The sequence below is a fragment of the Burkholderia sp. AU45274 genome (genome assembly GCF_030482505.1).
In the GTDB taxonomy this organism is placed as follows: domain Bacteria; phylum Pseudomonadota; class Gammaproteobacteria; order Burkholderiales; family Burkholderiaceae; genus Burkholderia.
On the sequence record NZ_JAUJQE010000006.1, the window covers coordinates 201,180 to 217,334 of the forward strand.

Consider the following 16,155-nt stretch of genomic DNA (forward strand, 5'->3'; position numbering starts at 1 on the left):
TAAGCGACGCAAGATCGCTAGTAGATCGGGGCTCACGCTATGTCGCGGAGAGCGCAGTGGAAATCAAGGATATTGAGCAACGTTTGGATAACTGGGGCTTTGTTGTACGTGACCCGAAAACGCGCCCTCAGTTCTGTGCGTCGTGGGCTCGGACAGCGGTAGCCCTTCGTGATGCGGAGTCACGTGCTGACTCTGATGCAATGCCGAGGAATGATGTCTCGGACGGATGGATGGTCGAGCAAGCATGGCAATTGATCCGCGATCCGCTTGCAAAGCGTTTGCTCCAACACCATTATGTTTTCCGCTATTCGCCCGAGTTGGTTTGCCGAATCCTGGTGCGGAAATATTCCGCATCCCCTTCCGTGGCGCAGCATTGGGATGTCCGGCTCTCAAAGTCCAAAGTAATAATTCTGAAAGTATTGGACGAAATAAAGCGGGACGGAGAATCTGAAAAATATTTCAACAGACCCCTTGTAAACCCGGAAAAACTATTCTATGCTGTTGCATAGATTACTGATTGCCCTTGCGGCGTTACCGGGAAACCGAGACTAGCATCCATTTGGAGGGTGCGGTGTCTCTACCGGAAACCCAAGGGAGCCAGCCCGCAAAGCCATGTGCCTGCGGGCTTTTTGTTTTTTCGCTCGCCATGCGCTCCACTGCCCTACCTTCCCACATGTATCGCGACCCCCTCGCGATCCTTGAGGCGAAGCAATCGCGAGAGCGCCGAGAAGCCGCCAAGCGCGTCCGAATGGATCGCAGCGAGGCGGAGACATGGAGCGACGCCCGGAAAGCCGCAGAAGCGCTATTTGACAAGCCTGAGCAAGATTAGCGGAGGCACCATGCATCCATCCAGCAAGGTATTAATCGGGATCGCGATGCTGGTTGTGTTCTGCTGCTTCGTGATTGCAAAAGGGATGCTGCGCCGTGAACACAGAAGCCGTAAGTAACTGGGCGCTGGAGTGTGCGATCTATGCGAACGCATCCGGGATGATCGAACTGCCATATCGCTGGGCGGATACCGAGGTTGATCGGCTGCTGACGCTGTATGCAAGCGGGATTCCGCCCGAGATCGCGGCGCGGACGCTGTTCACCAAACATTGAGCGTTCACGGTTTATGTACAGGCGGGAAAAGTGAACATGAATCAGCTTATTTCGCTTTGGCTGAACGAAGCCGCTCGGGCGGCTTGGCTTTGGTCACGATTTCTTGATAGCGCGGTGGAGGCGTGGTCGGAATAGTTCCGATATCCTCGCCACAATGAACGAAGTACCCTGCCATCTCGGATAATTCCGACATCGCAGGAAGAAACCGGCTGGCAAAGATAGGGCCAGCGCGCGAACCCGTCACGCGCATCAATTTGGTGCTTCTACAGGGAGATATCGATGCGCGACAGTGAAAAAGGATGCATGCCCGCAAATTGCGAAGATGAAGAGCGCATTGTTCCGCGTTTGCTTCGTGAAATCGGCCTGTTGCTTGGTGAGGCTGCCGACGTTCAGAGCGAATTGCATGATCGTTTGTCTCGAATCTCGGATTCGTATGGAGCCACTGACTCTATGGATGGCGATTGCAGGCCGAGCAAAGGTTTCGTCGTTGATCGCCTTGAGGGAATTGTCGAACGCCTGAAAGAACATATCGCGCGCGATCGCAATATGGAAAAGATCCTCCAGGTCTGAGGCGGACGCGTGATCCGTAACGCGCAACGAGCACGGGCAGCTGTAAGTTGCCCGAACCCTAGCCGCACAGGATGGAGCGTCTAGCTGAACTTGAGCATCCCGTCTGCCGCACGAAACGCGGCGCTCTCACAACGTGGTCTTCGATCGGATCGTGCGCACGTGCTCGGTCGGCGAAGTCGATTGATCCTCGGCGGGGAACTGGGCCACGTTGTGAGAGCGAATTGTCGCAATGCGGCCTTTCTGCCTGCCGGGTACTGGCGCCGGCCGCTCTCGTCAATTACCAAGCCGGATGGCGGCAGGAGCATGGGCGGTGTCCCTTCCTGTTCGCTTGCCGGCCCTCCAGACTGCGCTTGCGAGCCCTGCCATGCAACATGGGGCCTCATCGATGGCGTGCGTAGTCTAGAGGGTGGAATGCGTAAAGATCCGGTGTCGAGCGAAAGCCTAGTCCGGGTGTCATCTTCTACGTGGAAAGCTCCGGTACGCAAGCCGGCAATACGGGTGCAAAGCCCGTTCCCCTTCGGGAACAGAAGTCACGAAATCGCAGCAAATCGCCTCTCTCGTATCTGTACGGGGACGAGGCGCTTCACACATGCGCTCCTACCCGCCCTATACCGTGGCAAGCGGAATCGGCGGGATGGCTACTTGCCAAGCCTGCGGGACATGCCCCGTCTGGAGCGCAGTTGTGAAGGTGATGCAGAGTCAACCGCGCGCCGCGATTGCGGGCCACTGCGCCATGCGGGTTGAGAGCGGTAGCCTTCTTTGCGGACTTAGCTCAGTTGGTAGAGTCGGTGATTTCCAATCACTCGGTCGTCGGTTCGAGCCCGACAGTTCGCTCCAATCATACGCAGGAATCCCCATGGCAACGCGCAAGGCAAAGACGATCCCAATCGTCGAGGACCGTGTGCAGACATGCGAATCCTGTCGGCATCGCTTTGCCAAGCACGACTACCAGGAGTGCCGCCGGTATCCGCCTAAGATCGTGCTCGATATGCAAGATGGCGGCCATTTCAGCGCTTTCCCGCTGATCGGTCTCGAAGAATTCTGCGGAGAGTGGGCCGCGAAACTTAACTCGTAACCTTGGAGTTCGCATGGCACGCACCTACGATCCGAAGTTGCGAGAATTCGCGACGGCACGCGATATCCAGATCCTGGATGCTATTGATCGATGCGGAAGCGGGTCTGCTGCCGCAGTTGAGCTGGGCATCCATAAGAGCAACGCGAACCGGGCCATTCAGGCGCTTAAGAAGCGCGCCGCGAAGATGGGTTGGTCGCCGAGCCATGATATGACGCATGTCGTGCCGGATGGGTTCCGCGTCAAGGGCGTTTCGACGTATTACGACGATGAGGGCAAGGTTCGCGGCCAATGGGTGAAATCGACTGTCGATCATGATCGCGCCGAAGAAATCGCCCGCCAGACAGTTGAGGCGCTGTCCAATAGCATCGAAGGTATGGCACCGCTTACAGCCGCGCCAGAGCGCGTGATGTCCGACTTGTTGGCCGTCTACCCGTTTGGCGACCCGCACGTGGGACTTTACGTTTGGGCGAAGGAATGTGGAGATGCGTTTGATCTGGAAATCGGACGCAAGTTGACGTTTGGCGCCGTTGATCGATTGGTTGCCAGCGCGCCTGCCGCAGAGACGGCAATCCTTTTGCTTCTCGGCGATGTATATCACCAGAACGACCAGACCAACCAGACTCCTGCACATCGGCACCAACTTGATGTCGATTCGCGTTATGTGAAGGTGCTTCAGATTGGCATAGAGACGTATCGACACGCGATCTTGCGAGCCTTAGAAAAACATAAGCGCGTAATTCTGAAGGCCGTCCCTGGCAATCATGACCCACAGGCTATCTGGGCGCTGATTTTCACGCTGGCTGCATATTTCTCGAATGAACCGCGCGTCGAAGTGGATATCGGGCCGGCGAAACATTGGTATTTCCGCTTCGGCAAGGTACTGATCGGCTCCACGCACGGCGACACGACCAAACATGAAAAGCTGGGCGGCGTTATGGCATGTGATCGCCCAGAAGATTGGGGGCAAACGAAGTTCCGATACTGGTATACGGGCCATATTCACTCTAAAACAGTGACGGAGTTGCCGGGGGTGACATGTGAATCGTTTCGCACACTCGCCGCACAGGACTCATTCGCGGCTGGCCACGGATACCGGGCTGGTCGTGACATGCAATGCATCGTCCATCATAAGGATTTCGGTGAAATCGAGCGCCATCGCGCGGATATCGCCCTTCTGGAGGCAGCATGACGCCTGAGAACTTCGCATATTGGCTAAACGGCTTCATCGAATTAACCCAAGGTCAAACTCCCAATCCGGCGCAATGGAAGGCGATCAAAGAGCATCTTGACCTCGTGTTCAAGAAGGTGACGCCAGTCATTAGCGAATTTGAGGTCAAGATCAATATCGACGCAGATGATGCGGAGAAAAGGATCGATGAACTCCGCAAGGCATATGACGAGATGACTAAGAAAGCTAGAGAAGCTAGTCCGTTTGATCCGAATAAATGGCCGCACTTGGTGCCATATTGTCTCGATGCAACTGGGCAGTCATCGGTTATTTGTTGACATGAAAGTCGCCTTTTCAGACCGTCTGCGAGATCTGCTTTCAAACCCCGAAGCCGAGCGTCAACTCCAATCATGGATGACTACCGGCAAGCCGGAATTCATCACGATCAAGCGAGACGGCGATGAAATCACGGTTCGTCCCGAATACGTACAGTCATTTCAGGCCAAATGAACGTTTGCTGACGCCCACAAGCTACAAATTCGCCCGTTAGGATCAATCTTGATGCCTGCGGGCTACCAACTACGCCGCTCCGCCTGCTCAGGCGTCACGGGGCGCACGCAGCGCAACGCTGCACGCCGGGAAACCGGCACTTATTCTGGGTGTGAGTGAAATCTACTCATCGCTTGCGCCCCCGAGAGAAATGAATGGCTCGCGTAAAGCCAGAAAAGATCGCGGCCATTTCGCCGCTGAGGCCGATGCCCCCGGATTTGTTGTTTGAGGCGAGCAATTGGACGAAGCATTTTGTGCCGGCCGATGGCGTTCACGACTGGGTGACGGACACCTTCCTACGCCTTGGCTCCCCGCTGCACAACGAAGACCATGAGCATTTACGTTTCGCCGATATAGCGTTCCTATGGGCGGCAACCGAGAACAAACGGCAGATGCGCCGGGTGATTGGGCAATGCGAAGAAGTCACGTTTCGCTGCGGCGCGTGGCAAAAGGGTCGACAGGAACAACAGATGACGGAATGGTTCGGGCGAGTGCCCGCGTACCTCATCACTCTCGATGCGAACTACTGCCGCGAATGCTCCGACGCCGAGTTCTGCGCGCTGATAGAACACGAGCTTTACCACCTTGCGCATAAGCCGGATGAGTTTGGCGCGCCAGCCTTCACCAAGGACGGTCAACCGAAGATCGGTATTCAGTCTCATGATGTTGAGGAGTTCATCGGTGTGGTTCGAAGGTATGGCGTCGGTTCATCTGATAGCAGCATTGCCAAGATGGTAAAAGCCGCGAATCACGCTCCTGAGATCACAAACGTCGACATTGCCCGCATGTGCGGGACTTGTTTATTGAGGGCCGCATAACTTTGATGTGGCTTTGAAGGATTGTAAGAAATGGCTGCGCTTGCCGAAAATGTCAAACTCCGTATCGTACAAGCGCTCGCATGTTTCGATACCCCTTCGCAGGTAGCCAAGGAAATCAAAGCCGAATTCGGGCTTGATGTTGCCCCACAGCAATGCGAAGCATATGACCCGAACAAGCGCGCTGGCCAGCGGCTGAGCGACAAGTATCGGGCGATCTTTGAAGAGACCCGCAAGACATTTCTGGAGGACACGAGCCTGATCGGCGTGTCCCATCGCGCTGTGCGACTCCGTACCCTGCAACGCATGATCGACAAGTGCGAGGCGCAGGGCAACGTCGGAATGGTGGCGCAACTTCTGGAACAGGTAGCCAAAGAGACCGGCGACGCTTACACCAACCGACACCGTCTTGAACATACAGGGAAGGACGGAGGGCCAATAAAGTCGCAAAAGGCTCCGGTCGATCTATCCGATTTGACCGATGAAGAACTTGAAGTCCTTGAACGCCTCTCTGCCAAGTCTGGCCCAGATCAAGGCTGAGAAGCTCAGGCGTCTGAGAATCAAGCTTGAGGCTGATCACCTAGAGTTCACAAAGCACTTCTTCAAGATCCGCCAAGGCATAGATTTTCGCGTCAACTGGCACCACGTCTATATCGCGGATATTCTTGAAAAGGTTATTCGTGGCGAGATCAAAAACGTTGTTTTCAACGTTTCGCCCGGATCGTCGAAAACTGAGGAAGTGGTGATCAACTTCATCGCCCGCGGCTTGGCGCTGAATGCTCGCGCGCGCTTCTTGCACATTTCGTATTCGGATGATTTGGCGGTCTTAAACTCCGAAACGGCGCGCGAGGTTGTGCGCTCCGAAGAGTATCAGCAACTCTGGCCGCGCAAGATCGCGACTGACGCCGATTCCAAGAAGCGATGGAATGTCGAGGACAACGGCAAGAAGGCCGGAGGAGTTTACGCAACCTCCTTGGGAGGCCAGATCACGGGCTTCCGTGCCGGCCACATGGCGGAAGGCTGGCAAGGCGCGATCATCATTGATGATCCGTTGAAGGTTGAAGATGCCTATAGTAAGACCAACCGCGACAAGGCAAACCGGAAGCTGCTTTCGACTGTGAAGAGCCGAAAGGCTAATCCGGATACGCCGATCATTGTGATCATGCAGCGGCTCGCTGAGGAAGATCCGACCGGCTTCATCAAATCGGGCAAGCTGCCTGGCGACTGGGAATTCATCGAGATTCCCGCATTGATCACCGATGAGTATGTCGAGGCGTTGCCAGATCATATTCGGGCGATGGTCGATAGCTCGGAGCGAGACGAAGACGGCCGCTTCAGCTATTGGCCATACAAAGAGCCGCTGGCTGACATGCTGGCGATGGAGAAGGCTGATCGCTACGTCTTCTCTGGGCAGTACATGCAGCGCCCCACTCCGCTTGGCGGCGGAATCATCCAGAGCGGCAAGTTTGTGCGCTACGGTGCTTTGCCCAGCCTGCAATATCGCAAGATATTTGCCGACACGGCGCAGAAAACTGCCGAGCGTAATGATTACAGCGTGTTTCAGTGCTGGGGGTTGGGCAAAGACAATCGCGTCTATCTGATAGATCAGATCCGCGGCAAGTGGTCAGCTCCTGAGTTGAAACGACGAGCCGTTGATTTTTGGAATAAACATAAAGAAGTCGGGATTGATGATCCTGATTCACCTAAGCTGCGACAAATGAAGGTCGAGGACAAGGCAAGCGGAACCGGCCTGATTCAAGACTTGGCTGAAGGTGGCGGCATTCCGGTTGAGGGTATCGAGCGCACGAAGGACAAACTCACTCGTGTGATGGACATCGTAAGCCATATTGATGTTGGGAATGTCTGTATTCCAGCGGAAGCACCATGGGTGAATGACTTCATCACCGAGTGCGATTCCTTCACTGCCGACGATACGCATGCGCACGATGACCAGATCGATCCGATGGTTGATGCCATTACCGACATGCTGATGGGATCGAAGCCGATCGTAGTTACCTCAGAAACCCTCAAGCAATTCGCCCGCATGGGCCGCTCACGATGACCCGCAGACAACGCAAAAAAGCACTGATGGCGACGCGCCAAGCGCCCGCCCACGTGTCGGCGAAGGCTGCGGAGTCGTTCCGTGTCACGGTCGATCACTTGCTGGCGATGCGCGCCAAGCCGGCCACCAAAAATCCGCTCAAGCCCGAGCATTTCAAGCCATACGAGCCGCCCAAAGGCGTGCTGCCGACTGGCACTACGGGTAAGAAGCTCGCAATGGATGCGGGCTTCAATGAAGTCGATGCCTTCGGCACCCTTGGCAATATCAATGCGGCATTCGAAGAGGGGTATGCATTTCCGGGCTTCACGATCTTGGCCCAATGGGCGCAGATCCCTGAGTTCCGGCGTCCTGCCGAGGTCTATGCGCGCGAAATGACGCGCAAGTGGATCAAGATCAAGGCGACCGGCGACGAGAAGAAGGCCGACAAGATCAAAGAGATCGAAGCCGAGTTTCGGCGCCTGAATGTCCAAGCAGTGTTCCGTGAGGCCATCCAGCAAGACGGTCTGTTCGGACGCTCGCAGATCTTCATCGATATGGGCATGGAGTCGGATCAAGTTGATCCGGACGAACTGAAGACGGAGCTTACGGAATCGTCGGCGAAGGTCGGGCTGAATTCCATCAAGCGCCTTACGGTCATCGAGCCTATCTGGTCATACCCGAACCGATACAACGCGAACGACCCGCTAGATCCGACGTTCTATAAGCCGACGACATGGTTCGTCATGGGCAAGGAGATTCACTCTAGCCGCCTGATGACCATCGTTTCGCGCAAGGTGCCGGACATACTGAAGCCCGCCTACGCATTCGCCGGCCTGTCGCTGTCGCAGATGGTCAAGCCGTATGTGGAAAACTGGCTTCGTACGCGTCAATCCGTCTCTGACCTTATCCATGCCTTCACGGTCTGGACGCTGAAGACGGATATGAGCCAGCTTTTGAACAAAGGCGGTGCGGAAAACTTCTACAACCGCATGCAGTTGTTCAATCTTGGCCGGGATAATCACGGCGTCAATGCCATCGACAAAGAAAAAGAAGAATTCGACAACATCTCCGCGCCGCTCGGTGGGTTGGACAAGCTCCAAGCCCAATCTCAGGAGCAGATGTGCGCCCCTACTGGTCTTCCGCTGGTCTACCTGACGGGTATCACGCCTAGCGGCCTAAACGCCACGTCTGAAGGCGAGATCGAGGTCTTCCAGGATACGGTATCGGCGAATCAGGAAATCTATACGCCGTTCGTCTCGAAGGTGCTAAATATCGTCCAGCTTTCTAAATTCGGCGAGATCGATCCGGAAATCGGGTTCGAGTGGGTGCCGATGCGGACGATGAGCGAGGAACAGCGAGCGATGATCCGCAAGCTCGACATGGAAACGGATGCTACCGCGATTGGTGCTGGTGTGATCATGCCGGATGACTCACGCACGCGCATCGCCGGAGACGAGGAATCGCCGTATCACGGGCTGGACATCAATGCGCCGCTGCCGGAGGTGCCAGAACCGGATACCGGACCATTGCGGCATGCCGAGAAACTGAGTGGGCAGCAAGAAGAAAGCGAAGAGGAGGAAGCTTTCTAGCCGTATCTGATCGCCCGAATCCGACGAACCATCTCGGTTAGTTCCAGCTCCATTGCATCAAATCGTGGCTTACCAGCGCTGTCGGTAAGCCCGTTTTTCAATTCGAACATATCTAGTTCGATATCAAGCAAATCCGACAGGTTGAATCGCGCCGAATATTCGTCGTTCGGCCCGACATACACCACTACGCGTTGCGCTTCTTCGTGGTCGTAACCCACGTAATCGACAGGGATTTCCTGCTTCATGCCCTCTCCTAAACTCGTTTCTCCGAACGGCAGGGACATCACGCTCCAGCCGGTCAGGACTAATGCGGGCGTAGAGGCGGCTTACAACAAGCAGCTTCAGCGATGGATCGAAATGATGCATCGCTCCCTTATTTACTTCATCCAGGCTCAGTATAGAGCAAATCCGCCGCCGTCCCTGGCGCAGGATGCTGGGTGGGAATCGTTCCGAGACGGCAGCCCTGCCAATGCAATGCGCCGGGCCATGCACCGCATGTCTCGTCGCTGGCTGAAGGCGTTCGACAAAGGCGCCGAGGATCTGGCGAAGTATTTCGTTGATCGAGCCGCCGGCGCGACCGATCTCCAGTTGCGTGAGGTTCTCAAAAAGGCTGGCTTTACCGTCCAGTTCCGTACAACGGCCGATGTGAACAACGCCATGCAGGCTGCGATCGGAGAGAACGTTGGCCTGATCAAAAGCATCGCCTCCGAGCATCTCACACAGGTCGAAGGCATCGTCATGCGCTCGATGCAAAACGGGCGTGATCTGGCGACGCTAACCAAAGAATTGACCGAGCGCTACGACGTCACGAAACGTCGCGCCTCCCTGATCGCACGCGATCAATCCAACAAAATGACCGCGGTCATCAACCGCACGCGCCAGAACGAGCTAGGCATCACCGAGGCGATCTGGATGCACAGCCATGCCGGCAAAGAGCCGCGCCCCTCGCACGTTGCTGCGAACGGCAAAAGATTCGACATCAACAAAGGCATGTATCTGGATGGCGAATGGGTGCTTCCGGGTCAGGCGATCAACTGCCGCTGTACGAGCAAATCAATCATCCCAGGCTTAAACGACTGACATGACCTCACTCACCACAGGACTGCCGCAAGTAGTTGATAGTTGGGTTGCTTCTGGCGGCTTAGTCATCCCGGCTTCAGTGGGGAATCAATACGCTGCCGTAACGTTGAATTCTGGAACGGGGACGGCTGCTCAGTTGATGATCACTGGCGCTCCGGGTTATTACATGACCGAGTTCGGGTTTCAATGCGACCCGACCGCCACGCTTGGTAGCGCAGGAATGGAGACGATTAACTTCGTCGACTCTTCTTTCGGGACGGTGGCTTCATTTCGGGTCTATATCCCCTCCAGCGCAGCTGCGCCAACCATTCCGACGATCATTCGGGAAGTCAATCCCGGGCCGTTCATCTGGAACAACAAATCCGCAAATAGCACGCTTTCCGTCAATCTGGGGACTGCATTGATAGCGGGTTCGATTCGCGTCTTCGTGCGATACGGACTGTGTAGCTATGTCGGGTGAGAGAGATCATGCCAGCGGTTAGCGAGAAACAACGTCGTGCGATGTATGCTGCGGCAAGCGGTAAAAGCACGCTCGGCATTCCGAAAAAGGTAGGCAAAGAATTCGTCGCGCAAGATCAAAAGATCAAGGGCGCCGGCATCATGCTCGTAACGCCAGAGGATGAAGTCCTGTTTCTATTGCGCGCACCTGATGCAAACCATCCGAATGAGTGGGATCTGCCAGGCGGTCGGGCTGACGATAACGAAACGCCCGAAGAGACAGCGAAGCGGGAATGCGCGGAGGAAATTGGCGCATATCCATACGGCGAACTCTCAAAGATCGCTGATACGTCGAGCAAAGACGATAGCGGCTCTGAAGTCGACTTCATCACCTACCGACAATTCATTCGGCATAAATTCACGCCAAAGATCGATAAGTCTGAGCACACCGCCTATAAGTGGGCCTCTCTCGACAATCCACCCGAGCCCCTTCATCCAGGTGTGCGTGATGTCGTGAATATGGCGCTGGGCAAGATGCCGGCGCAGGATATGGCGATGGACAAGGCAATGGAATCCGCCCTGTCGTCGCGCGATCGACTTGCATTCGACAAGGGCAGCGTTCGCAGCTATGACCATGATGGTCGCCTGCACGTCAAGCTGACTCACATCACAAAGGCGAATGTCTGTCCGTACCGTGGCGATGAGATCCCGGATGCTGACAAGCTTGGGCTTGAGCCCGGCCGCATCTACATGCTATTGCGCGATCCGCAGGAGCTTGAAAAGGCAGTCGCAACAGCAAACCTGATTCCCGTGCTCAACGAGCACGTTCCGGTCAGTCCGATCGATCCCAAGCAAAAGAACGTAGTCGGCTATACCGGCACAGACGCGGTTTGGAACGCACCGTACATCGATAACTCGATGGTTATCTCGGTGCAGGACTCAATTCGAAACGTCGAGAACGAAACCCAGCAAGAACTCTCAAGCGCGTATTACTACGACGCAGACATGACGCCTGGCACCTACGAAGGTGTCGCATATGACGGCGTGATGCGCAACATCAAATTCAATCATGTGGCCCTGGTGCCGCGGGGCCGCGCCGGGCCCGATGTTATGGTCGGCGACATCTCGCTCAACCCTCATGGAGCAAAAATAGTGAGCAAGCTCAGCAAGAAAGCCGTCATGGCAAAAGGTGCGCTGCTGGCTGTCCTGAAGCCGAAACTGGCGGCAGACGCGGCGCTTGATCTGGATGCAGTATTGGCTGGCGTGAAGCGCAAGAACTGGCTCACCAAAAAGCCGGGTATCGTTGCTGCAATCAAGCCGCATCTGGCTAAGGACGCGGATCTCGCCGATGTTGTCGAACTGCTCGACAAACTCGATGGCGAAAATCCGGACAACGATGATGTTGGCATGGACGATGTAGATCCGAAATGCGAAGAAATCCTCGCGATGCTCCGCGGCAAGATCAGCGACGAAGACCTCGCACAAGTTCAAGCCATGCTGTCGGCTCCTGGTGCAGCTCCTGCGGCCGTCGACACTCCGGAAGATCCGGAAAAGCCTGAAAAACCGGCTGGCATGGACACGCCCGAGCAGACGCCGGGCGCTGCGAATGCCAATCCGGCAGGAGAAAAGAAAGACATGGTTTCGAAGGGCGCGATGGACAAGGCTATCAAGCTGGCCACTGATGCAGCTCGTCGGGATGCCGAGCAAGCCACTATTGCACGTCTGCGCGGCATTCAAGCAGCCGAAGAAGAAGTGAAGCCGTACGTCGGCAAATTGGTTGCTCAGGATAGCGCAGAGAACGTCTATAAGGCGGCACTCGACATCCTCAAAGTCGATATCAAAGATGTCCATCCGAGCGCCTATCGCGCGATCCTTCTGGCTCAACCGAAAGAGACGCCGAAGCCGCGCGTCGCACAAGACAGCTCGGTTTCGAGCGAATTCCTCGAAGCGTTCCCCGGCGCTGATCGCATCGCCCGCTAACGCCATCCCCACATTCAGGAGCAATTCATGGGTTTTCCCACTCAAGTCAATGTGCAGGCGGCACCGGCGGTACTCGGTGACTTCTGCGATTCCAACCCGCGCGCGACGGTCAATGCCGGTCAAGGCGCACTCGTCGCCGGCCCGAACGGCGTAGCAGTCGGCTCGTTCGCCTGGGTCAATCCGGCCGACGGCCGCACCGTGAACAACTATGGTTCGGGCGTGCCGGATGGCTTCGTTCATCGAAACCAGCAAGGCATCATCACCGCATTCCTGGCGGATGACACGCTTCTTCTGCCGGCTGGCTATGCGATGACGCTGTTCAGCGCTGGCGGTTTCTGGGCGAAGAACGCGGGTGCATCGACGTCTTCGAAGGGCCAATCGATCTACGTCAACAACTCGACCGGTGCAGTGCAATTCGGCTCGAACTGGACGGGCGCCTCGGTGACCGGCTCGATCGCGACGGACGTCATGACGGGTTCGATCTCGGGCACCACGCTTACCGTGACCGCAGTAACAACCGGTCAGATGAACGTCGGCGAAACGATCAGCGGCACCGGTATTGCATCGGGCACGCAAATCCTGTCGCAACTTACCGGCACGGCCGGCGGCGTCGGTACGTATCAGGTCAGTGGGGCAGCACAAACGGTTGCCAGCACCACGATCACGGGCTCGTATGGCCTGATGACCGTGACCGCAGTTTCGTCTGGCGCGCTCGCACTTGGCGATGCAATCTCGGGCACTGGTATTACCGCCGGTAATTCGATTATCGCATTCGGTACGGGCACCGGCGGTAACGGTACTTATGTCGTGAGCATCGGTCAGACGATCTCGTCGGAAACGATCACGGTCGCATCTGGCACCCTCCTGCCGAACTGGTTGGCTGCTTCGTCGGGCGCTCCCGGCGAACTCGTCAAGATCACCACGTGGCCGGTAGTAAGCGCCTAACCCTATCAATCGTTCGCATCAAGGCTCCTTCGGGAGCCTTTTTTATTGCACAAGGAATTTACTACCATGGCCAAACAGCCGTATGACATGGCCCTCCAAGAACAGCGTGCAGCGATGGACTATCATCGCCGCGTTTGGGGGATCGATTTCCCGGAGGCGCAAGTATTTTGCCGTCCGGAATGGAAGCGCGATCTTAGCCTCGCGATGGATGCGCAACCTGCGCTCGTCACGGTGCCGAACTCGGGCATTCCCGCTTACATCACGTACTTCACCGACCCGGATGTCCTTCGCATCCTGACCGCACCGAATGAGGCTGCGGAAATCTTCGGTGAAGAACAGAAAGGCGACTTCACCAGCACTGCGCTGATCTTCCCGGTTGTGGAACGCACGTATGAAGTTTCGAGCTACGGCGACTACAACAACAACGGTCGTGCTGGCATCAACACGAACTTTCCGGAACGTCAACCGTATCTGTATCAGACGGTGTGCGAATACGGCGAGCTCGAAATCGAGCGCGCCGGCCTCGCAAAGATCGGCTTTGTCGCAGAGCAGAAAGAAGCTGCAATCGACGGTCTGAACAAGTTCCAGAATCTCGCATACTTCCGCGGCATTGCTGGTCTTGCCAACTATGGCGCCCTCACCGATCCGTCGCTTCCGGCAGCTCTTACGCCTGCACCTAAAGCATGGGGCGGCACGGCCTGGATGAACGGCTCGATCGTCGCTGCAACGGCGAACGAAATCTTCGCAGATATCCAAGCTGGCGTGATCCAGCTGATCAACCAATCGGCCGGCCGCATCAACACCAAGTCGAAACTCGTGCTCGCGCTGTCGCCTGCTCGTGAAGGTGCTCTTACTGCAACCAACTCGTTCAACGTGAACGTGTCGGATCTGCTGAAGAAGAACTTCCCGAACATGGAAATCAAGACCGCCATTCAGTATGGCGCGCTCACAGCGCAAAACCCGCAAGGCAATGCGCTGGGCGAAATGATGCAGATCTATTGCCCGGATGCTGGCGGCCAGAAGTCTGGCTATTGCAGCTTTAACTCCAAGCTGCGCGCTGGCCCGGTCATTCGCGATCTGTCGTCGTATAAGCAAAAGCTGAGCCAAGGCGTGAATGGTTTCATCCTTCGCCAGCCGTTTGCCATCGAATCGACGATCGGCATCTAACCGAGCAGTACCCCGCGCATCAGGAGTCGCACTCTCGGCCGGCCTGACCGTACCGGTTTGATGCGCGGGCCTTTTTCTTTCGGTCATTTTTGATAGGCGGTCACATGGCAACGCAAGAATCCACGCTTCATTTGAAGAAGAACAACGAGGCATCTACCTCGAATGCAACCGTAACCGTTGCGAGCAAAGCTCCCTTCGACATCATCCTGAAGCTTTATGACCTCAACGAAATGAGTGAGCCGGTGATGGGTGGGGGATATCGGACGTTCAAACAATATCAAGAACGTCTCACGGTAAAGCCAATCGTCATCCAAGGCAATTCTTGGGCGCAGAATCAAGGGCCGCACCAACAGATCGTAGGTGGATTTGCGATTACCCATGACGTGCCCAAGGCATTTTGGGATGAGTGGTACGAACAGAACAAAAATTCGGACTACATTAAAAACGAGATGATTTTCGCGCATACCGAAGCACGAAGCGTCACCTCGAAGGCGACGGATATGGCTGAAGTCAAATCCAACATCGAACGTCTTGATCCGAAGAATCTGCCGCGCGGCGTGCAGGAATCGGAACGTATGAATCGCCCGTCATGAGCACTCCTTGCACTTCAGGTGGCGTCGTCACCTTCTCATATGCTGACTGGAGTGCAAGGTATCCGGAACTTGCCGCATCGGTCACGTCGCAAACCGCACAGTTGTACTTCAATGAAGCTCAGCTGTATTGCGATAACACGCCCACTAGCCTGATCACCGATACCAGCCCAGGAGGTGAGCGCGAGCTATTGCTGAATATGGTGACGGCCCATATCGCTGCGCTCAACGCACCGTTGAATGGCCAACCGTCCTCGCCTCTCGTCGGTCGGATTAGCAATGCAACACAAGGCAGCGTTTCTGTGCAGACCGATTTTCAGGTGCCCGGATCGGCCGCCTGGTTCGCGCAGACGAAATATGGCGCAGCTTACTGGCAGGCCACGACTAAGTATCGGTCAATGTTGTATGTTCGCGGGCCCGTTCCGATCGTGAATCCGTTCAATTTTCGGTTCCGGAGATTTTGATGGGCGTCAACTTCAAGGGCGGTGACAAGCTCGCGGCAAAACTTCGAGAAATTGCAGAGAAGGCCGGCAAAGCTAATACAGTCCGAGTTGGATTTCTTGAAGATGCAACCTATCCCGATGGGATGCATGTCGCTCAGGTAGCTGCCACGAACGAGTATGGCGGCACGATTATCGTCCCGGAACATGAAGTCGCCGTGAATCGGCAGGTGAAAAAAACTGGTGAGTTCGCGAAGAATGGTCGGTTCGTGAAGGAGTCGGAAGCTAACTTCCAGACCCTGCATCACGTCGATTCTTATACCGTCACCATTCCCGGCCGCCCTTTCTTTCGCGGTATGATCCAGGATCACAAAGGTGAATGGGGTGCTGATCTAGGAAAGATCATTAAAGATGCCGATTACGACTCTGCTCTCGCACTGGGTCGATTAGGAAAGCATGTCGGCGAACAATTGCAAGCCTCAATCCGAGAATTCAACGATCCGCCAAACGCGAAATCTACTGTACGGAAGAAAGGCTTTGACAAACCCCTGATCGACAAAAGCACCATGCTTAATAGCGTCGATTTCGAAGTGAATGAATAGGAAGA

Annotated in this window: 20 protein-coding genes and 1 tRNA gene; 20 read left to right on the forward strand and 1 reads right to left on the reverse strand. The window is 55.7% G+C overall.

The genetic code is table 11. The features are described from left to right. Nucleotides 1-56: 56 nt before the first annotated feature. The 12 genes from QZM35_RS22950 (at nucleotide 57) to QZM35_RS23005 (ending at nucleotide 8,908) form a co-directional block, all read left to right on the forward strand. Nucleotides 57-509, forward strand: a complete 453-nt coding sequence (locus tag QZM35_RS22950; RefSeq protein ID WP_301776834.1) for a hypothetical protein — start codon at nucleotides 57-59, stop codon at nucleotides 507-509. 415 nt (nucleotides 510-924) lie between these two features. Further along, nucleotides 925-1,101, forward strand: coding sequence for a hypothetical protein (locus QZM35_RS22955; RefSeq protein ID WP_301776835.1), 177 nt, complete (start codon nucleotides 925-927; stop codon nucleotides 1,099-1,101). A 279-nt stretch (nucleotides 1,102-1,380) separates the two neighbouring features. Continuing rightward, nucleotides 1,381-1,671: a hypothetical protein gene (locus QZM35_RS22960; protein ID WP_301776836.1), complete on the forward strand. Its 291-nt coding sequence runs from the start codon at nucleotides 1,381-1,383 to the stop codon at nucleotides 1,669-1,671. Between the two features lie 761 nt (nucleotides 1,672-2,432). After that, nucleotides 2,433-2,508: transfer RNA gene (locus QZM35_RS22965), tRNA-Gly, on the forward strand. 19 nt (nucleotides 2,509-2,527) lie between these two features. Then, on the forward strand, nucleotides 2,528-2,746 hold the full coding sequence (locus tag QZM35_RS22970) for a hypothetical protein (RefSeq protein ID WP_174958577.1): 219 nt from the start codon (nucleotides 2,528-2,530) through the stop codon (nucleotides 2,744-2,746). Between the two features lie 13 nt (nucleotides 2,747-2,759). Next, nucleotides 2,760-3,935, forward strand: coding sequence for a hypothetical protein (locus QZM35_RS22975; RefSeq protein ID WP_301776837.1), 1,176 nt, complete (start codon nucleotides 2,760-2,762; stop codon nucleotides 3,933-3,935). Further along, complete coding sequence (locus QZM35_RS22980; protein WP_301776838.1) at nucleotides 3,932-4,252, forward strand: hypothetical protein; 321 nt, start codon at nucleotides 3,932-3,934, stop codon at nucleotides 4,250-4,252. Before QZM35_RS22975 ends, QZM35_RS22980 begins: the two co-directional genes overlap by 4 nt. A 1-nt stretch (nucleotide 4,253) precedes the next feature. Further along, nucleotides 4,254-4,424 carry a hypothetical protein gene (locus QZM35_RS22985; RefSeq protein ID WP_301776839.1) on the forward strand — a complete coding sequence of 57 codons (171 nt, stop codon included), beginning with the start codon at nucleotides 4,254-4,256 and terminating at the stop codon, nucleotides 4,422-4,424. Nucleotides 4,425-4,618: 194 nt separating this feature from the next. Beyond that, nucleotides 4,619-5,281: a putative metallopeptidase gene (locus QZM35_RS22990; RefSeq protein WP_301776840.1), complete on the forward strand. Its 663-nt coding sequence runs from the start codon at nucleotides 4,619-4,621 to the stop codon at nucleotides 5,279-5,281. A gap of 30 nt (nucleotides 5,282-5,311) precedes the next feature. Continuing rightward, nucleotides 5,312-5,818 (forward strand): DUF2280 domain-containing protein, encoded by a 507-nt coding sequence (locus QZM35_RS22995; protein WP_301776841.1) that lies wholly within the window; start codon nucleotides 5,312-5,314, stop codon nucleotides 5,816-5,818. Continuing rightward, nucleotides 5,760-7,340, forward strand: coding sequence for a phage terminase large subunit (terL, locus tag QZM35_RS23000; RefSeq protein ID WP_301776842.1), 1,581 nt, complete (start codon nucleotides 5,760-5,762; stop codon nucleotides 7,338-7,340). Before QZM35_RS22995 ends, terL begins: the two co-directional genes overlap by 59 nt. Beyond that, on the forward strand, nucleotides 7,337-8,908 hold the full coding sequence (locus QZM35_RS23005; RefSeq protein WP_301776843.1) for a DUF1073 domain-containing protein: 1,572 nt from the start codon (nucleotides 7,337-7,339) through the stop codon (nucleotides 8,906-8,908). The genes terL and QZM35_RS23005 overlap by 4 nt, the downstream gene beginning before the upstream one ends. Here QZM35_RS23005 and QZM35_RS23010 read toward each other — a convergent pair. Next, complete coding sequence (locus QZM35_RS23010) at nucleotides 8,905-9,153, reverse strand: hypothetical protein (RefSeq protein ID WP_174958560.1); 249 nt, start codon at nucleotides 9,151-9,153, stop codon at nucleotides 8,905-8,907. The genes QZM35_RS23005 and QZM35_RS23010 overlap by 4 nt on opposite strands. On the opposite strand from QZM35_RS23010, the gene QZM35_RS23015 reads away from it, so the two are divergent. From QZM35_RS23015 to QZM35_RS23050, 8 genes are all read left to right on the forward strand, one after another. After that, on the forward strand, nucleotides 9,152-9,988 hold the full coding sequence (locus QZM35_RS23015) for a phage minor head protein (protein WP_301776844.1): 837 nt from the start codon (nucleotides 9,152-9,154) through the stop codon (nucleotides 9,986-9,988). The genes QZM35_RS23010 and QZM35_RS23015 overlap by 2 nt on opposite strands. Nucleotide 9,989: 1 nt before the next feature. Next, on the forward strand, nucleotides 9,990-10,448 hold the full coding sequence (locus QZM35_RS23020) for a hypothetical protein (RefSeq protein ID WP_301776845.1): 459 nt from the start codon (nucleotides 9,990-9,992) through the stop codon (nucleotides 10,446-10,448). 8 nt (nucleotides 10,449-10,456) lie between these two features. Then, nucleotides 10,457-12,406: a DUF2213 domain-containing protein gene (locus tag QZM35_RS23025; RefSeq protein WP_301776846.1), complete on the forward strand. Its 1,950-nt coding sequence runs from the start codon at nucleotides 10,457-10,459 to the stop codon at nucleotides 12,404-12,406. Between the two features lie 27 nt (nucleotides 12,407-12,433). Then, complete coding sequence (locus QZM35_RS23030) at nucleotides 12,434-13,351, forward strand: hypothetical protein (RefSeq protein ID WP_301776847.1); 918 nt, start codon at nucleotides 12,434-12,436, stop codon at nucleotides 13,349-13,351. 66 nt (nucleotides 13,352-13,417) lie between these two features. Continuing rightward, the gene (locus QZM35_RS23035; protein ID WP_301776848.1) at nucleotides 13,418-14,518 is read left to right on the forward strand and encodes a hypothetical protein; all 1,101 of its coding nucleotides are present in this window, start codon (nucleotides 13,418-13,420) and stop codon (nucleotides 14,516-14,518) included. 104 nt (nucleotides 14,519-14,622) lie between these two features. Further along, nucleotides 14,623-15,111, forward strand: coding sequence for a hypothetical protein (locus QZM35_RS23040; protein ID WP_301776849.1), 489 nt, complete (start codon nucleotides 14,623-14,625; stop codon nucleotides 15,109-15,111). Continuing rightward, nucleotides 15,108-15,572 carry a DUF4054 domain-containing protein gene (locus QZM35_RS23045; RefSeq protein ID WP_301776850.1) on the forward strand — a complete coding sequence of 155 codons (465 nt, stop codon included), beginning with the start codon at nucleotides 15,108-15,110 and terminating at the stop codon, nucleotides 15,570-15,572. The genes QZM35_RS23040 and QZM35_RS23045 overlap by 4 nt, the downstream gene beginning before the upstream one ends. Further along, nucleotides 15,572-16,150, forward strand: coding sequence for a hypothetical protein (locus tag QZM35_RS23050; RefSeq protein WP_301776851.1), 579 nt, complete (start codon nucleotides 15,572-15,574; stop codon nucleotides 16,148-16,150). Before QZM35_RS23045 ends, QZM35_RS23050 begins: the two co-directional genes overlap by 1 nt. The last annotated feature ends 5 nt before the right edge of the window (nucleotides 16,151-16,155 follow it).